Here is a 17,225-nt window from a genome sequence, read left to right on the forward strand (position 1 = left end):
CGACAAAATCCTCACATACACACACTCGTCCGCCCCCTGCCCAGCGCCCACGAGGCACTCCTCAACCACGTCCTCAACACCCACTACGGGCGCCCGCGCGGGGAAGCGCAGGCCCTTGAACCAGTCGATCATCCCGTTCCACGGTCCACCCCCGCCCGCGCGGGGAGCACTTGGCAACGCTCATGAGCTGGGCGTGCCGCCTCGGTCCACCCCCGCCTGCGCGGGGAGCACCGCTTGGGGTCCTGGTAGGTGCCGGCGCGTACCGGTCCACCCCCGCCTGCGCGGGGAGCACTGGCCCGAGTAGTCCGCGTCATATCCGCGTACCGGTCCACCCCCGCCTGCGCGGGGAGCACTTCGCGAAGTCGTAGCACTGGAGGCTCATCGACGGTCCACCCCCGCCTGCGCGGGGAGCACACCAGTGCGACGCGTCGCACGCCCCACCGCGCCGGTCCACCCCCGCCTGCGCGGGGAGCACGTCGTCGCGGTCCCGCCCCGGGCGTGCAGGAACGGTCCACCCCCGCCTGCGCGGGGAGCACACGAGCAACCCGCTCGACACGAACGTGGCCGCCGGTCCACCCCCGCCTGCGCGGGGAGCACGCCGAGAACGGCCACGAGCAGATCCAGGAGCGCGGTCCACCCCCGCCTGCGCGGGGAGCACCGGAAGGACACCGTCATGACCGTCACCACCGGCGGTCCACCCCCGCCTGCGCGGGAAGCACATCGATCCCACCCCGTCGGCCATCTGCTCCGGCGGTCCACCCCCGCCTGCGCGGGGAGCACGGCGCTCCTCGGCGGGGCGCTGGGCGAGCAGTAGGTCCACCCCCGCCTGCGCGGGGAGCACCCCGCACCGCACCGCCAGCCGCTCACCCGGCACGGTCCACCCCCGCCTGCGCGGGGAGCACTTTCGTCATGACGAAACCCGGTCCGTCCGGCGCGGTCCACCCCCGCCTGCGCGGGGAGCACAGGACCAGGGCGACGGGGACCAGGAGCACGCCCGGTCCACCCCCGCCTGCGCGGGGAGCACATCTGGCGGACAGACGGAATGCGGTCGCCGTCCGGTCCACCCCCGCCTGCGCGGGGAGCACCGCCGCAGGTTCCCAGTCCATTGGAGACCTCACGGTCCACCCCCGCCTGCGCGGGGAGCACTAGAAGAGCTCGATCTCGTCGAGCTCGCCCGGCGGTCCACCCCCGCCTGCGCGGGGAGCACTTCTTGGTGATGTTGACGTTAATCGCGCGCTGCGGTCCACCCCCGCCTGCGCGGGGAGCACGGGCCACCCGACACCGACGACAAGCCCGTCGCCGGTCCACCCCCGCCTGCGCGGGGAGCACAGCGCGTCAGCGGCCGACGACCTGGACGCCATCGGTCCACCCCCGCCTGCGCGGGGAGCACCCGGGCGTGCTGTATGCCGAGGCGCGGCATCGCGGTCCACCCCCGCCTGCGCGGGGAGCACCCGCTGAGACCGAGCCGTCCCATGCTCGCGTTCGGTCCACCCCCGCCTGCGCGGGGAGCACCGCGGACGCCGACGGTGTGCCGGGAGAAACGTCGGTCCACCCCCGCCTGCGCGGGGAGCACGGCGACCATTGCTTGGCCGCGCGGAACAGCTCCGGTCCACCCCCGCCTGCGCGGGGAGCACACCGCCGCCGGGTCCTGCGGGGACTGCGACGGCGGTCCACCCCCGCCTGCGCGGGGAGCACCAGTGTCCTCCGTGGCATCTCATCACGGGGGACGGTCCACCCCCGCCTGCGCGGGGAGCACGTGGCCGTCGGGGTAGAGGGCGGTCCAGCAGTTGGTCCACCCCCGCCTGCGCGGGGAGCACGTGGGCGCCGCCACAGCGGGCGGCAAGAGCCTCGGTCCACCCCCGCCTGCGCGGGGAGCACGTCGCCAGGAGGACCGCGAGCTGCGCGTCGAGCGGTCCACCCCCGCCTGCGCGGGGAGCACGACTCGGTGACCGACGCCGTGGTCGTGGTCGTCGGTCCACCCCCGCCTGCGCGGGGAGCACCACCGACCCACCGACGTCGCCGCCCGCTCGCCCGGTCCACCCCCGCCTGCGCGGGGAGCACACGGTCGGGCGGATCTGGACGATCGCCGCGTCTGGTCCACCCCCGCCTGCGCGGGGAGCACCGCGGCTTCGGCGGCCCGGCGCTCGGCGGCGGCGGTCCACCCCCGCCTGCGCGGGGAGCACAGTAGACCGATCTCGGGGCGGACGGCCCGGGGCGGTCCACCCCCGCCTGCGCGGGGAGCACGAGGGCACCACCTGGCAGGCCATCGGCCGCCTCGGTCCACCCCCGCCTGCGCGGGGAGCACATGACCGACCGCGACGCGGCCAAGGAAGTCCTCTGGTCCACCCCCGCCTGCGCGGGGAGCACGCCGCGCACGGCCGCTACGCCGAGGGCGTCAACGGTCCACCCCCGCCTGCGCGGGGAGCACATGCGTACCAGTTCCCGCATCAGGGAGAGCGGCGGTCCACCCCCGCCTGCGCGGGGAGCACCCTCTCCCTCAACCTGCACGGCTACCGTACAGCGGTCCACCCCCGCCTGCGCGGGGAGCACCCCGTCCGTCCGTCCGTCCGGCCCGCGCGAGCCGGTCCACCCCCGCCTGCGCGGGGAGCACGGAACCGGGCTATGCCTCTGGTACGCGCGTCGCGGTCCACCCCCGCCTGCGCGGGGAGCACATGTCATTGACGGTTTCCATCGGGGACGGCGGCGGTCCACCCCCGCCTGCGCGGGGAGCACTCGTTGCCGTTGCTCTTCCTGATCCGCGCATACGGTCCACCCCCGCCTGCGCGGGGAGCACCGCGGGCGTGGTTCCGCTGCATGGCGTCCGACACGGTCCACCCCCGCCTGCGCGGGGAGCACGCCGCCGCACCGAGCGTCGTCCGCTGCTGCACCGGTCCACCCCCGCCTGCGCGGGGAGCACCGAGGTCTGCACCAGTCGAATAGTGCTCAGTGCGGTCCACCCCCGCCTGCGCGGGGAGCACCCGCGCGGGGGCTGGTCAAGCCCTCGGGGTGGCGGTCCACCCCCGCCTGCGCGGGGAGCACGTGCGGCGCCCCGGCCGGCCTCGGCCTCGGCGCGGTCCACCCCCGCCTGCGCGGGGAGCACACCGGATGGCTGGCTAGGGGTGTTGGGGTGGGCGGTCCACCCCCGCCTGCGCGGGGAGCACGCCACCTCGGCGAGGCGGTAGACCTTGATGGGCGGTCCACCCCCGCCTGCGCGGGGAGCACACTTACTGACCTGCGGTTTCATGCGGGCTTTGCCATGTCGTTATGTGATTCGCGGGGGTTCATCGCGACCAGAGTCAGCCCATCGAAGTCGATGGGTGTGCGGCGGCGGGTGCCTGCGGTGGCCAAGGTGAAGCCCTGCTCGTTCGCCTGGGGGTGGAGCAGGACCGCTGCGCCGTCAGCGATAGTGGCGGATACGGCCTTCCACAGTTCGTCGCGCACCCTGGCGGAAAGGGTCCCGACGTAGAGACCGGGCATGGTTTCCAGCATCCAGCGGGACAGTGCGCCCCTGACATGGTCGGGCACGGCCGTGGTGGAGATGACGGTCATGGAGGCCATGGTTCAGTCCTTGTCGCCGTAGTTGATCCCGCCGCGGATGTTGCCGAGTTCGGGGTCCCATAGGTGGGTGAGTTCTTCGGTGGCTTCCTCGATGTCGTCGTCTGTGGGGCCTGTTCCGGGCTCGAGAAGGTTCTGGATGTCGGCGACGATGCGCGGCAGGAGCCGGAAAAGACGGAGATCTTCACGGAAGGAGCGGCGAGCGTCGCCCTCTGGATCGGTGGATGCATGAAGGGAGAAGGCCAAGGGAAGGGCGAGTCTCGCTTTGTACAGGTCGGCGATGTCGTAGACGAAGGCGTGGGACTTCCCGGTGTGAACGAAGCCGAGGCCCGGGGTGCACCCGATGGCGGTGATGGCCGCATGCGCGATGCCGTAGAGGCAGGTGTTCGCGGCCGAGAGTGCCTTGTTCACCGGGTCCTGGCTGTCCCAGTCCGCGGGGTCGTAGGAGCGTTTGAAGGGGCTGAGACCGTGTTGTCTGGCGAGCGTGCGGTACAGGGCTTTCATCCGTGTGCCTTCCAGGCCACGAAGTGTGCCCACGGTCGCGTCGGGAGGCGCGGTTTCCCCGAAGCGTCGCCGGTACATGCGGCGGGCGACCTCCGCGCGGGTGATGGGATCGCCCCAGGCTCGGGCCTGGCTCTCCAGCCAGCGGGTGGGTTGTTCGTCAGGCACGGTGGCGCTGTAGCAGCGGACCGCTCCTGCCCCGGTGCAGATGACGGTGGTGCGGTGGCGCGTGAGCGTGGTCAGGGCACGTGCCGTGATGGATGTGCCGGGACCGAGCAGGAGGGTGCTCAGTGCTGCCGTGGGCAAGGGGATGCGTTGCTCGCCGTCGGAGGTGTCGATGACGGCATCGACGCCCGTGTCGTCCTGAACGATGCGGGCGATGTCGATGTAGAGGAACGAGAGGCTGTCGCCGACGCGGGGCAGCATGGCGGCTGTCGGTTTGGCCAGGCGGCGACGTGCCTGGCCGCTGCCGGGTGCTGGAGTCACCGGGCCGGGAGGGCGCTCAGGAGCCCGCATCCGTAGGACTTGCCACGGCCGATTCCGTCGGTGATGGCGGTGCGGAGTGCGTCGGCGTCGGTGACGGCGGCGATCCCGTCGAAGCGTGTGCGGGCGTGGGTGATGCGGTGCTTGTCGCCACCGCGTGTGCCGGCGGCGTCGGCCAGTGCCATGCTCCGGACGGAGAGAAGGGTGAGGCCGGCCCGGGTGGCCTGACGTTCCCACCACGCGTCGGCTTCGGCTCCGTGGAGCGGCTTCACCTGGAGCGGGCGTCCGTCCTGGGTATTCTTGCCGAGTTTTCGGGTGGCGTTGGCGATCAGCCGGTAGTGGATGTGGTCGCCGGTGCGAAGCGCGTCGAGGAGCGGTACGAGGGATTTCGTCTGGGCGGCACCGTAGTTCTGCGGGAGGCGCTCCGCGGAAGGTGGGAGTCCGCTTTGGATGAGGACGGTTGGTTCTCGCCCGGACATCTCTTCGAGACGGAACAGGACCCGGGCCTGTTGCCTCGGATGTTCACCGAGGTCCTTGGGGAAGAGCGCCATCACGCGGTGGTGGAGGGCCACGGCGCTGCTGAGATCCTTACGCGCGGCCGGGTTGTCCACGTCGGGCACGAGCCGGGTGATCCACAAGGGTGTGCTCATGGGAGGTCCTGAGGCGGGTTGGAGTCGAAGTAGGTGATCAGATGCTCGAGGTATGCGGTGCCGAGTCCCGCGCAGCGTGATGCGGGGAGGTGAACGGTGGTGTGGTGGCGCTGTCTGGCTCGGTACCGGCGGTCGAGGGACGCGAAGGACAGCGGGTCGTCGTGAGCCTGGGTGACGCTGTCCTGCGGCGCGGGGAGCCAGTCCGGCTGGGGAGCTTCCTCGGTGACGGCGCGCAGAAGCGCGGCCAGTGGGGCGTCCGCTGTGTAGTCGACGGCCACCGTGTCAGTTCGCGCGGCGCCTTTGGCCTGACGACGGCGCGCCAGGGGCAGGTTGACCAGGTGGTGCAGGCTGTCGCGTGCGGTGCCGAGGAAGAAGGGTGCGCTCGGCGGGCAGGAGCGGCGTCCCAGGTAGGGCGGCCAGGTGGGGCGACGCAGAGCTGCGGCGCAGCGTCGCAACAGGTCCGTGTTGTCGCTGGTGATGGCGGCGGTGAAGGCGGCGTCCTGGAGGTAGTAGCGGTGGGAGACCAGGGTGGAGGTGTCTCCGCTGCGGTGCTTTCCCTCGGCGGTGGCCACGGTGAGGTGGCGGGGCATGCCGCCGCCGACCGTGTGCAGGTCCCGCAGGAGCGTGCCGGGTCGGTCGGTTCGGACGGTGAAGCGCAGAGCGCTGAGTTCCGCGAGGCGGGCGTCGTCACGCCGGTAGCCGAGGGCGGAGGCGACCAGGCCGATGAGGCCGGAACGGGTGGGTGCTGCGGCGGTGTCGCGTTGGGCGGGGAAGCGCGAGATTTCGCCCCAGGACTGGAGTGGTCCGGACAGGTGCAGGAGGATTCCCGGCACCCCGTTCTCGTCGGAGGTGCTCATGCCGCCGTTTCCCCGGGATCGGTTCCGAGGGCGTGGTCGACGGCCTTCTTCACGAGTTGCCCGAAGGAGTCGACCTGCTCGCCCAGTGCCTTCGATGCCACGGTGTTGATGGCCGCGTGTGCCCGGAAGACGCGGTCTTCCGCGCCCAGGAGCCGCTCGACGGCGGCGGCGTACTCGGCGAGTCCGGTGATGGACGGGCCGATGTGGCCACCGTGTCGGGCGTCGGCGCGGACCGGCTGCTCGAAGGCGCTGGCGTAGGAGACCGGCCGGTCACGGCGGACCACGACGTGGGCGAAGTCGGGGACGGTGTGCGGAGCGGTGGAGTTCTTCTTTGCCTGGGGCAGGGAGAGCAACGCGGCGTCCAGGAACTCGCGGGACAGCTCGGCGGCGCTGTCCAGGTCGCCACCGATGTTGTGCAGGAGGTCTTCGAGGTCCAGGACGACGTAGCGGTAGAACGTGCCGGCGCTGTGTTCGGCGTGCCCCATGTGCGCGGAGCCCGTGGTGTCCTCCCAGCCGTGGGTGACGTCGTCAACGGCGGAGAAGTAGTCGATCTCCACGTCGGTGCGGTGCGTGGTGAAGGCGTGGGCGACCTGAACCGCGCCGTCGACCTTGGCGTCGTCCACCTGCGCGAGCATGCGGCCGAAGAGGTTGACGATGCCGTTGCGGGAGCGCAGGACGGCGTTCACCCGGTCACCGGGGATGATCGCGTCCTTGGCCTTGATCTCCTTGGTGTCCTTCGCGGACTGGAGCGCGTCGCGGTACTCCTCGGCGAGGTCGGCGAGTTCAGCCACGGCGCTGTCCGGCACATAGACCATCGCGGTCGAGGTCCAGGGGTTCCGCTCGGGCTCCTTCTTCGGTGGGGTCACGCCCACACCGCTGCCCGCCATGACGTGTCGGCCGGCCCGGGTGGCCAAGTCGGCAGGCCAGGAGCGGTGTTCGATCAGGTGGCGCTGAATGAGCTCGGGGAGCCTGCGGGTGCGCAGGGAACGCTGCCCGATGCGCTCCTGGAGCCGGAGGCGGGCCGCCCGCTTCCAGGACTGGCTGCTGACACGTGTCCTGCTCGCGCCACCGAAGTCGACCAGTTTCACCGAGTTGGTGTCGTCGCGGTTCAGGTTGGCGTAAGGCACCGGCTGGAGGATATGGACCTCGATGAAGCGTCCAGGGATGCGCATGGGGTGTCTCCTTTGACGAAGGTAATGGTGAGACGGACGCGTGCCGTGTCGTCCGTGTGTTGCCTGCGAGCACCGGTGGCCCGCGGTACGTGCTATGTGTCGGCCTGGTCCGCCGCCTCGGTGGCGGCCCGCTGCCGTTCGCGGTAATAGGACTGCATCCACCGGCGGCAGACACGGTCGCGGCGGCTGCCCCAGTCCCGCAGGTCACGGATGAGCTGGGGCCACTCGACGGCGTGCGGCCGGTCGGCGATCAGGTCCACGAGGGCGGGCAGGTGCCGGTGGACACCGTCGACGCTCTGCTTGGCCAGGGCGTCCAGCCGGTCCTCGATGCCGCGTGCCCGCCGGGGATCACGGTCGACTGCCTCAGCGAGGTTCGTGCCGAAGTTCCGGAACGTCGCGCCGGCGCCGGAATGATCAGCGGTCATGGCGCCGTCCTTCGCCTGAGAGGAAGTTTCGTTCTGCTCCACCGCTGCCGGGCGGGGCGGCGGCGGTCCGTCCTCGCGCGCCGCCGGGTCCAGGCTGGCCATCATGGCGGCGACGGCGTAGTAGGCCCGCTCCGAGTCGTCTCCACCGCGGTGCTCCTCCGGGATGAGGTCGGCGATGTACCGGTGCATGCGCGGGCACTGGTCGACGGGACGACGCTGCCCGCTGCGCAGGGCCGTCCGTGCTCCCGGATCGTTGTTGCACAACCAGCGGACCCGGGCGACGAACCCGTGGAGGGTGGGCTTGTTCTCCGTCTCGGCCTGCGCAGCGTCAGCGGCTGGGGCGTTCATGCGCCTCTCCTGGTTCGTGTTCCGGCCGGAATCGGTGCGCCGGGGAATGGCCCGCACGCCTCCGTACAGTTCGAGGCGGGCTTGTTCGATGGCCTGCGTGGCGCGGCAGGTCAGGGGTGCTCGGGCGGTCACCTTGTCAAACACCTGGTGGGCGAGCCGGAGGAACGTCTGCCGTGCCTCGTCGAAGCGCTCTTCGCTCAGGATGTTCCAGAACGCTGTGCCGGCGGCCGGCCAGTAACGCGCTGCGGCGTCCTTGGACCACACGCATTCCTCGACCTTGCCGTCGGTGAGCGCGGCCCAGGCACGCTTGGCTGCGTATTCCACGCGGCGGCCATAGCGCTCGGCCGCCTCGCGCGTGTCACCGATCCGGCGGGCCGTGCCCAGTTTCCTGGCTTCGACGAGACTCAGCAGCGACGGGGTACTGGCAGAGACGTACTGCACGTCACGCGTCTGTCCGTCCTGCTCGAATCCCAGAGCACGCAGCGTCAGACCGGGCGACTCCAGCATGTCGTCGCCGAGAACCTGGGGACGGCGCGGCTGGGCCGAACCGTTGGCCTTGGGCAGCAACAACGCATCGAGGTCCCGCCACAGTGCGCGACCGGAGTCAGCCGACCGTGGGTAGATGTTCCCCGCCTGGCTCGTCTGCCAGATCACGTAAGCGTCATCGGTGACGGGCGCCGGATAGCGCGTCCCCAGGTGATGTAGGCGTCGGTGACGTACTGTCCCGTCGCGTCCGGGACCAGGAGCAGGGCGTGCTGCCAGCCTCCGGTCAGCCGTGAACACGGCCCGTTGTACGCGGTCGGCTCTGCCAGCGCAGATGGCGCGGTTTCCCTCTCCCAGGGGCAGAGGTCATGAAGCGGGTCCTCCTCGACACCGGGCGGGGTGAGGCCGGCCAGCAGAGTGTGAAGCAGCGTGGGACCCTCGGGGTGGTAGGAGAGCGTTGAACGCAGCGGCCCGGCCCTGACGTCGGCCTTCGTGGTGTTTCCGATCGTGCGTGTGGAACATCTTCCGGAGGGGCCGTAGTAGAGCCAGATCAGCAGGTGAAGCGCGGCCTCGGCCGCGGGCACAGGGTGGGGACTGGCGTCCTGGTGGTGACCGAACCAGGCGTGGTTGTTCCCCGCCGGACGCCCGAGAACCAGCTTGTTCACGCCAGCGGTCTTGGGGCACTCCTCACGCAGCCGCGGATCCTGAAGGAACGGCGACTCGCCGAAAAGGTCGAAACGTTCGCTGATTTCCGACGTGAAGTAGTCATCCACACTCCGGGGATCGATCCCCTTCTCCAGCACCTCCTCCCGACGGTCGCACCACTCGTCAGGGCCTTCCGGGGCATCGTCCAAGCCCGTGACCCGGGCGGTCAGCGCATACAGCACCCGGTAGAGAGCGGACAACGCCGGTGGCGGTCCGATCCGCAGACCCGCGATCTCGTTGGCGTGGACAAGCGCGGTCCGGATACCGACCGCAGATGGCTCCCGGTCCGGATCGGCCCACTCCACATCGATCCAGCCGGTCCCGAGGAGATCGAAACCAGGCGATCCAGCCGAGGGCAACACTGCCTCCAGAGACGTTTGACCAGTTCACTAAACTGCGGACACCTCCCCGCGACAGCGGGGGTGAGCCCGATCAGCCGCTCAGCAGCTCGATCACGGCCCGCAGATCCCCGCGCGAGCGGGGCGGCTCGAACTCCCCCGGACCCAGGGGGAGTTCGAGCTATCCGCACTATACCGGAAGGATCAACCGCTTAGGACACGAAGCCCACTAGGTCCATACTGGACGCGCCCGGGCGCCAGCTCCCCGAGCCACTCGTCCGCTTGACGGCGCATGACCAGCGGCAGCCAGTCCCGCGTGCTGGCGTTTGCACGCCACGACTCAGGAACCGCGTCGTGCAGCTCCGGCCGGCCCCTGACCCAGCGCCCCGGAACAGGGATGACGAACCGCGCCAGAAGCTTCGCCATGTCCCGGTTCAGCCGCTTCTTCGCGCCCCACCCGGGGACCTCCAGGCTCCCGGCCTCGTCGAGCGTCCAGTGGCCGCTCCCCTGCTCGTAGACGCACACCACACGGGCCGAATCGGCACCCAGCCGAGTCGTCACCAGTTCCCGCCCGACAGGGGTCGACGCCGTACTCAGACGGTGCAGGTCAGTTCCGACGTCGGAGGGAGGTCTGATGTGCACCATGGCAGCGAGGTGCTTGTCGGCGGCCTCCTCAGCCAGCCTTTCCGCGTGCCATGCCTCGTGACGCTCCTGCTCAGCCCCCGCGGACAGACGAAGCGCGGAGAAACTGTGGTCGTAGACGGCGTCCACCAAGGTCTGGACATCTCCCGGCACCGCGACCGGCCGCCCCTCGTACTGGCGCAGCAGCGCGCTTGTGGCGTTCAGCAGATCAGCGTGGTAGACGGCTCTCCAGGCTGCCGGGGGGTCGCACTTCCCGCTCGCATCCTCCGGGTCCAACACCACCACCGTGGGATCGGCCGGCATCCACGGAGGCCGACGGTCAGCGTGAGGATCAACCCCTGCCCTGTCGTCACGGTGCCGTACGCACCGTCCGGACCGCTGCAGCAACAGCGCCACAGGAGCCAAGTCGGTGATGATGAGATCGAAATCTAGATCGAACGACTGTTCGACAATCTGTGTCCCTACCAGAATCGCGCTTCGCGGACGCCGGCCGGCCTTGCCGAAGGCGCTCTCACACGCGGCTGTTCTCTTCGCGCGGTCGCCTGCTCGGAATCGCGCGTGCAGCAGATGCAACTCGGGCAACGACTCGGCTCCCCGTTCCCGTTCTTCGCCGAGCCACGTGTCCAGGAACTCCCACGTCTCCTGGGCCTCGGCAACCGTCGTGCAGATGACGAGCACACATCCGCCGCCGTCGACCACCGCGCGCAGTCGCTTCCTGATGACCGCCAGGCGGTGATCCGCGTGCGTCGTCTGCACACCCGTCCGCACCGGTTCCCGGACCAGCCGCAGACTCCTCGCGCGATCACTCTCGACGGCACGCGGTTCGCTGATCTCACCGCTGGCCCCGTCCGCGTAAACCCAGCCGGGATAGCAGGGCTCCCACCGCGCCGTCGCCCTCTCCCGGCCCTTCTTCGGACAACTTCCCTGGAGGTAGGCATCGACCAGCGACCGCGCGCTGGCGCCGGTGAGGGTGGCCGACAGCACGACGACCGGCACGCGCAGAGCGCCCAGCCACTTCAGCAGGACCAGCAGAAGTTCGTGCATCCAGGGGCCGTACGCATGCGCCTCATCAATGACCAAGGCTTTTCCGGACAGGCCGAGCAACCGCAGGACGTTGTAACGGACCGGGAGGACGCCAGTCAGTGCTTGATCGATGGTGAACACGCTCAGCGGTGCGAGCAGCCCACGGAGCGAGGTCTGCAGCCATCGGGAAGCCTCACCGGTCGCGATAATGCGCGACGCATCGATCGGCGCCTCGCCATCCGCGTCGGAGCTGAGCCAGGACATCCCGTGCACCCGTGTGAGAGCTGCCGTCCCCGCAAGACTGCGTTCGGCGAACCCGGCCACTCGCCGGTGCATCGCGTCGACAGTTGCCATGGTCGGCATCGCGAATCCCACACCGCCGAGCCCGCAGCGCCGAGCCATCAGCGAAGCCGACCACCACGCGGCCTCCGTCTTCCCGTCCCCCGGAGGCGCGGTCACCAGCAGCAGGCCCGCGCCATCGACCAGACCGGGCAGATACTCGACCAGGGAGCTCTGCAAGGAGTTGGGCGCGAAGTCGAACATTTCACCGAAGTGCATGTCCTGGAATTGCGCACGTCCCAGCCCGGCCCGCTCCACGACCCCGGGAGCTTCACGCACCGCTGAGGACCAATGCTCCTCAAGGTCCTTCGACGACGCCGCCCGCCCTGGCGCCGGCATGCGCGGGACGATGAACGACTCCTGACTAGCCAGCCAATCGGCCACGATCACGAGCCCGGCCAACAACACAGCCACCGAGGAGGAGATTGGTGCTTCAGGCGCAGACCGGGCGCCAGTCAGCCGCTGCAAGACCTCGACGTGAGCTCGGCACTGCTGCCTCCACTCGTCCCCGCTGCCCATCCCGAGCCGATGCAGTCGCGGTGCGACGAGTTCCTCGTTTGTCAACTTCGCCCAGAACCGACCATGATGGCCGCCGAGGAGCTGCCCGATCTGATGAGCAACGCTCTTCCGTGCCCGGTTGGAATGGGGATAACCGAAGTCCGCGAGCAACTCGGCCAGCACCCAGTGAGTCACTTCACTGTGGTGCAGCGGCATGCCACTCTCACCGGCGGCCGCCTCTCCGTAGCGCCCCGACGCCAGCAGCCGGTCGAACAGACTCCTCACCTTCACCTGGAAGGAAGGGCTGATCTTCCCGACATCGTGCAGCCCGGCCCAGAAACAGACCGCCGCACGCATCTCGGCCACCGAAAGTCTGATCTCAGCGGCAAGGCGCCCCCGGACCGCCTCGTCGAACCAGACATCCCACAAGGCTCCAGCAACGGCCGCCGTGTCGATCAGATGGCACACCACCGAGTACGGAGCCGGCAGACCGCTGTCCTTGCCCCACAAGCAACAATCGATCTCACACACTCAGACGCCCTTGCCCCTACCATCCACTGGTCTCGCTCCCACATCCGACTACGAAGACACTCAAGCAGCCACCACTGACAAAACCCGCTGACCAGGGAGAGAACAGAAGGAGCCGACCATGACACCCAGGCACCCGCTCTGGCCCTCACGGCACACAGAGCACGATCCTGTGAATAACGAATTGGCAAAGCCCAACTAACACCCCAGCTCAGGAAGGGTGTTCCCCGCGCGAGCGGGGGTGTGCCGCCGGAGAGGACCTCGCGACTGATCAGGCACTTGTGTTCCCCGCGCGAGCGGGGGTGTGCCGTCGCCCGACTTGTCCGCCCCGGCGGTGAACCCGTGTTCCCCGCGCGAGCGGGGGTGTGCCGGTACCTGATTGGTACCTGTCGTGTGGAGTGATGTGTTCCCCGCGCGAGCGGGGGTGTGCCGGGGAAACGCGGCCGGTGCTCCGCGGGCACCGCGTGTTCCCCGCGCGAGCGGGGGTGTGCCGATGTTCAGCGCGTCGGCAAGGGCCTCTTCGAAGTGTTCCCCGCGCGAGCGGGGGTGTGCCGATGCTGCGCACCCGCCGCGCCACGCCGTTCGGGTGTTCCCCGCGCGAGCGGGGGTGTGCCGACCTGGGCGCCCTGCTCGCCGTCGGCGCAGGTGTGTTCCCCGCGCGAGCGGGGGTGTGCCGCTGTTGGCGGAGAACACGCCGCCGCGCTGGCGGTGTTCCCCGCGCGAGCGGGGGTGTGCCCGGCGCCCCCGGAGTCCCGGAGGCGCCGTTCGAGTGTTCCCCGCGCGAGCGGGGGTGTGCCGGTACCTACGAACGACCTTGACCCAGGGGAACTGTGTTCCCCGCGCGAGCGGGGGTGTGCCGCGGACCGCGACCCGGCGGGCGCCGCGCCGCGCGTGTTCCCCGCGCGAGCGGGGGTGTGCCGCAGCTCGCCATCACCGCGTTCGTCGCGGCCTAGTGTTCCCCGCGCGAGCGGGGGTGTGCCGCTGGAGTCTCCGTCCGCGACGCCGGACGCCTAGTGTTCCCCGCGCGAGCGGGGGTGTGCCGCGAGCGGATGCCCGCAGTGGTGCAGCCCCATGGTGTTCCCCGCGCGAGCGGGGGTGTGCCGGATCTTGTGGACGATGCGGGCCACGTAGGTGGGTGTTCCCCGCGCGAGCGGGGGTGTGCCGAGAGGGCCGTGGGCGCGGTCGCCGAGGTAGGTGTGTTCCCCGCGCGAGCGGGGGTGTGCCGGCGAGCGCTTCGGGGTTGGTGCCAGCGCGGCGGTGTTCCCCGCGCGAGCGGGGGTGTGCCGCCGGACGGCGACCGCGACCTCAGCCAGCGCGAGTGTTCCCCGCGCGAGCGGGGGTGTGCCGCACCGCTTTTCGCCTTGCCGACATTCGGCGGAGTGTTCCCCGCGCGAGCGGGGGTGAGCCGCGCTCAGGAGGTGCGGGTTGAGCTCGGGCGAGGTGTTCCCCGCGCGAGCGGGGGTGTGCCTCAGGTAGGCAGCCGAGTGGCCGACGCGGGCGGGTGTTCCCCGCGCGAGCGGGGGTGTGCCGCCGCACAACACGGACTCCCGGAAATGGGATTCGTGTTCCCCACGCGAGCGGGGGTGTGCCGTCAGCCAGTGCTTCCAGCCGCTCCCACGGGATGTGTTCCCCACGCGAGCGGGGGTGTGCCGTCAGCCAGTGCTTCCAGCCGCTCCCACGGGATGTGTTCCCCGCGCGAGCGGGGGTGTGCCGCGACCCGCTACCTCGACGCCGCCGAGCAGCTGGTGTTCCCCGCGCGAGCGGGGGTGTGCCGGGGTGTCAGGATTCCGGGGGCGCCGTGGTCTAGTGTTCCCCGCGCGAGCGGGGGTGTGCCGACCAGGACCACGGTCACGACCAGGGCCGCGCCGTGTTCCCCGCGCGAGCGGGGGTGTGCCGTCCTCGCCAGCGGTGACGCGGTACTCCCAGGTGTGTTCCCCGCGCGAGCGGGGGTGTGCCGCGCCTCGGGCCGGGGTGGGAGATGCCACGCGAGTGTTCCCCGCGCGAGCGGGGGTGTGCCGGGCATGCGGGTGCTGCATCATGGCTCCTAGCTGTGTTCCCCGCGCGAGCGGGGGTGTGCCGGCGTGGCTGGGGCAGCCCCGGTTCCCCCGCATGTGTTCCCCGCATGTGTTCCCCGCGCGAGCGGGGGTGTGCCGCTCGCCAAGGAGCAGCGCAGGTCGGCCGCCCAGTGTTCCCCGCGCGAGCGGGGGTGTGCCGAACCCGCGACGAACGACGCCGTACACCGGCACGTGTTCCCCGCGCGAGCGGGGGTGTGCCGCCGGGATTGCCCGCGAGACGGGACTCAGCCGGGTGTTCCGCGCGCGAGCGGGGGTGTGCCGCGGTTGATCCAGGCGGCGCGGGACCCGGCCGCGTGTTCCCCGCGCGAGCGGGGGTGTGCCGGACCGGATGTCTTCGACGGGCTGTAGTGGGCTCAGGCAAAAGTTCCGTGATGCGGTGACGTAGTGTCACTCGAGGAGGACTCATTTGCGGAGGAGGGGGAAGCTGGCCCGGCCGAACTTCTGCCGTTTGAGCATCTTGATCCGGTTGACTGTGCCTTCCACAGGCCCGGAGTTCCAGTGCGTGGTGAGTCCCGCCGTGACCGCGTTGAAGTCGCCTTTCAGGTGTTCGGCGAAGGTGCTGATGCCAGGCAGGCGGGAGCCGTCGGCGATCCACTCGGGCAGGCATTGGCCGTCGAGCGTGGCCAGCATCTCCGCGAACGAGCTGATGAGCCGTGCCGCCGTCTCCAGCTCCGGGCATCGGGTGAGTACCGCCTTGCGATGCAGTTTGTCCTCTTCGGTGAGGGTGGCGGGGTGTCGGGTGAGCCATCCGGTGACCTGCCGGATCGACGGTGGAACCGATGGAGGCGGGGCTCCTTCCAGGACTGGGAGTTCTCTGCGGGCCCACTCGACGAGGGTGGTGTAGCCGCCGCGGTAGCCGCGTTCGGCGATCTCGCCGTGCAGTTCCCGGAAGGTGATGCGGCCGTTCGTCTCGGCCCAGCGCATCCTCAGGTAAGAGCTGAACGGGTCGAGCTTGCTGGACCGTGGGCTGCGGCCCTTCACCATGTCCTGCCAGCGGGCGGCGCGGGCGTACCGCTGGACGGTGTGCCGGCCACAGCCCAGGTGCTGGGTGATCTCCCGGATGCCCAGGCCCTGCCCGATCAACTCGTGCACGAGCTCGTGATGACTGCGGGCACGCTCGGCGAACCGGCCGGACGGCTCGTCGCCCGTCGGTTCTGCCGGTGACTCCCATGCCGGCTCGGGCTCAGGGACCACCGGCGGCACGTCCTTCAGGCACAGCCGGTGGGCGGCGACGGCCTTCTCGGCCCCCACTGTGAGGTTGCGCCACAGGTGGTAGCGGTCGGCGACCTGCGTGGCCTGGGGTGCCGCGGTACTGGCCGCTTCGGCGTAGGCACCGGAACGGTCCCGGCAGACGACCTCGATCCCGGGGTGCCAGGCCAGCCACGGCGCCAGCGTGTCCGCGTCGCGCTCGGGCAGGAGATCGGGGACCTGGTGGGACACGGCGTCGATCACGACGGTGCCGTAGTTGTGTCCCTTGCGCAGGGCGAAGTCGCCCACGCCGACCGCCCGCGGCTCGCTCGACTGTGGGTCGGCCAGGTCCATCACCCGGCGAAGGAGCGTGCTGCGGCTGACGATGATCCCCATGAGCTTCGCGAGCCGGGCCCCGGCCCGACCGGCCAGCGCCAGGCCGATCGAGCCCATCGCCGACCGCAGCCGCTCGGTGGCCTGCCCGAGCCGGCGCGTCAGCCCGGGCACCTGCTCGGCGAACGTCCGCCGCGGGCAGGACGGGAGAAGGCACCGAAACCGGCGGACACGCAAAGCCAGCACCGCGCGTCGCCCAGCACTGGGCAGATCCGCCGGAAACCGCAGGTAAAAGCTGTGGACCCGCTCCGACCAGTCCCCGCAGTCCGGACACACCGCACCCGTCGCCGTGCAACGGGCTTCGACGCGTATCGACTCGCCGACCGTCTCCACGGACACGATCGCCAAGCCGGCGACCGACGGGAACAGCATCTCCTGCAACTGGGACAACACCTGGCTCACGGCGACCGAATGCCAGCCAGACCAGCCGATCGATGAGCGAAATCAAGGCGACTTCCGCACAGCCCGGAACACGGTCAACGACTACAACCTGTAGCCGCCGCACGGAACTTGTGCCAGAGCCCAAAAGAGGCCGTCCTAGACACTTCATTGAGGTCGCCCCGGAGGGCGGGGATGGAACCCGTCGCCGCCGCGCGGTGCTCCTCGCCGAGGCCAAGGACCTTCAATGAGGCCGCCCCGGAGGGCGGGGGTGGAACCCCGCCGCGAGGTAGGGGATGTTGGGTGTCGACAGGGTCCTTCAATGAAGCCGCCCCGGAGGGCGGGGGTGCAACCTGTCCGTCCCGATGGACACCGCCGATGTCGACAATTCCCTTCAATGAAGCCGCCCCGGAGGGCGGGGGTGCAACCAAGGACGCCACGGCTGACCGGGAGGCCGCCGCCCAGCCTTCAATGAAGCCGCCCCGGAGGGCGGGGGTGGAACCCCGGCCACCATCAGTGCCCGCTTCGGCCAGGGCGGGCCTTCAATGAAGCCGCCCCGGAGGGCGGCGGTGGAACTAGTTGTGCCAGGTGAGCCCGCCGAACCCGTAGCGGCTCCTTCAATGAAGCCGCCCCGGAGGGCGGGG

General features: G+C 70.5%; 9 protein-coding genes and 3 CRISPR repeat arrays (1 of these 12 cut by a window edge). All 9 genes read right to left on the reverse strand.

The window, feature by feature from the left end:
• The first annotated feature begins 79 nt into the window (after window positions 1–79).
• Window positions 80–3,222: direct repeats of the CRISPR family, unit length 29 nt; unit sequence CGGTCCACCCCCGCCTGCGCGGGGAGCAC.
• A gap of 18 nt (window positions 3,223–3,240) precedes the next feature.
• The 9 genes from cas2e to EMA09_RS01565 all read right to left on the reverse strand — a co-directional run bounded on the left by cas2e (window position 3,241) and on the right by EMA09_RS01565 (window position 16,605).
• Entirely contained in the window at window positions 3,241–3,558 is a 318-nt protein-coding gene (gene cas2e / locus EMA09_RS01525; protein ID WP_129838119.1) for a type I-E CRISPR-associated endoribonuclease Cas2e, read from the reverse strand.
• 3 nt (window positions 3,559–3,561) lie between these two features.
• On the reverse strand, window positions 3,562–4,482 hold the full coding sequence (cas1e, locus tag EMA09_RS01530) for a type I-E CRISPR-associated endonuclease Cas1e (RefSeq protein WP_206306026.1): 921 nt from the start codon (window positions 4,480–4,482) through the stop codon (window positions 3,562–3,564).
• A gap of 56 nt (window positions 4,483–4,538) precedes the next feature.
• Window positions 4,539–5,189, reverse strand: a complete 651-nt coding sequence (gene cas6e, locus EMA09_RS01535) for a type I-E CRISPR-associated protein Cas6/Cse3/CasE (RefSeq protein WP_129838123.1) — start codon at window positions 5,187–5,189, stop codon at window positions 4,539–4,541.
• Window positions 5,186–6,046 carry a type I-E CRISPR-associated protein Cas5/CasD gene (gene cas5e, locus EMA09_RS01540; RefSeq protein ID WP_129838125.1) on the reverse strand — a complete coding sequence of 287 codons (861 nt, stop codon included), beginning with the start codon at window positions 6,044–6,046 and terminating at the stop codon, window positions 5,186–5,188. Before cas5e ends, cas6e begins: the two co-directional genes overlap by 4 nt.
• A complete protein-coding gene (gene cas7e, locus EMA09_RS01545; RefSeq protein ID WP_129838127.1) occupies window positions 6,043–7,218 on the reverse strand; it encodes a type I-E CRISPR-associated protein Cas7/Cse4/CasC in 1,176 nt (391 codons plus the stop codon). The genes cas5e and cas7e overlap by 4 nt, the downstream gene beginning before the upstream one ends.
• Window positions 7,219–7,310: 92 nt before the next feature.
• Complete coding sequence (casA, locus tag EMA09_RS29230; RefSeq protein ID WP_129838129.1) at window positions 7,311–8,645, reverse strand: type I-E CRISPR-associated protein Cse1/CasA; 1,335 nt, start codon at window positions 8,643–8,645, stop codon at window positions 7,311–7,313.
• Entirely contained in the window at window positions 8,642–9,538 is an 897-nt protein-coding gene (gene casA, locus EMA09_RS29235; RefSeq protein ID WP_129838131.1) for a type I-E CRISPR-associated protein Cse1/CasA, read from the reverse strand. The genes casA (EMA09_RS29230) and casA (EMA09_RS29235) overlap by 4 nt, the downstream gene beginning before the upstream one ends.
• A 183-nt stretch (window positions 9,539–9,721) precedes the next feature.
• The gene (gene cas3, locus EMA09_RS01560; protein WP_129838133.1) at window positions 9,722–12,550 is read right to left on the reverse strand and encodes a CRISPR-associated helicase Cas3'; all 2,829 of its coding nucleotides are present in this window, start codon (window positions 12,548–12,550) and stop codon (window positions 9,722–9,724) included.
• A gap of 217 nt (window positions 12,551–12,767) precedes the next feature.
• Window positions 12,768–14,944: direct repeats of the CRISPR family, unit length 29 nt; unit sequence GTGTTCCCCGCGCGAGCGGGGGTGTGCCG.
• Window positions 14,945–15,024: 80 nt separating this feature from the next.
• Window positions 15,025–16,605, reverse strand: coding sequence for an ISL3 family transposase (locus EMA09_RS01565; RefSeq protein ID WP_129838135.1), 1,581 nt, complete (start codon window positions 16,603–16,605; stop codon window positions 15,025–15,027).
• 141 nt (window positions 16,606–16,746) lie between these two features.
• A CRISPR array of direct repeats spans window positions 16,747–17,225; the repeat unit is 37 nt; unit sequence CCTTCAATGAAGCCGCCCCGGAGGGCGGGGGTGGAAC; it runs 228 nt beyond the window's last position.

The organism is Streptomyces sp. RFCAC02, assembly GCF_004193175.1.
GTDB lineage: Bacteria > Actinomycetota > Actinomycetes > Streptomycetales > Streptomycetaceae > Streptomyces.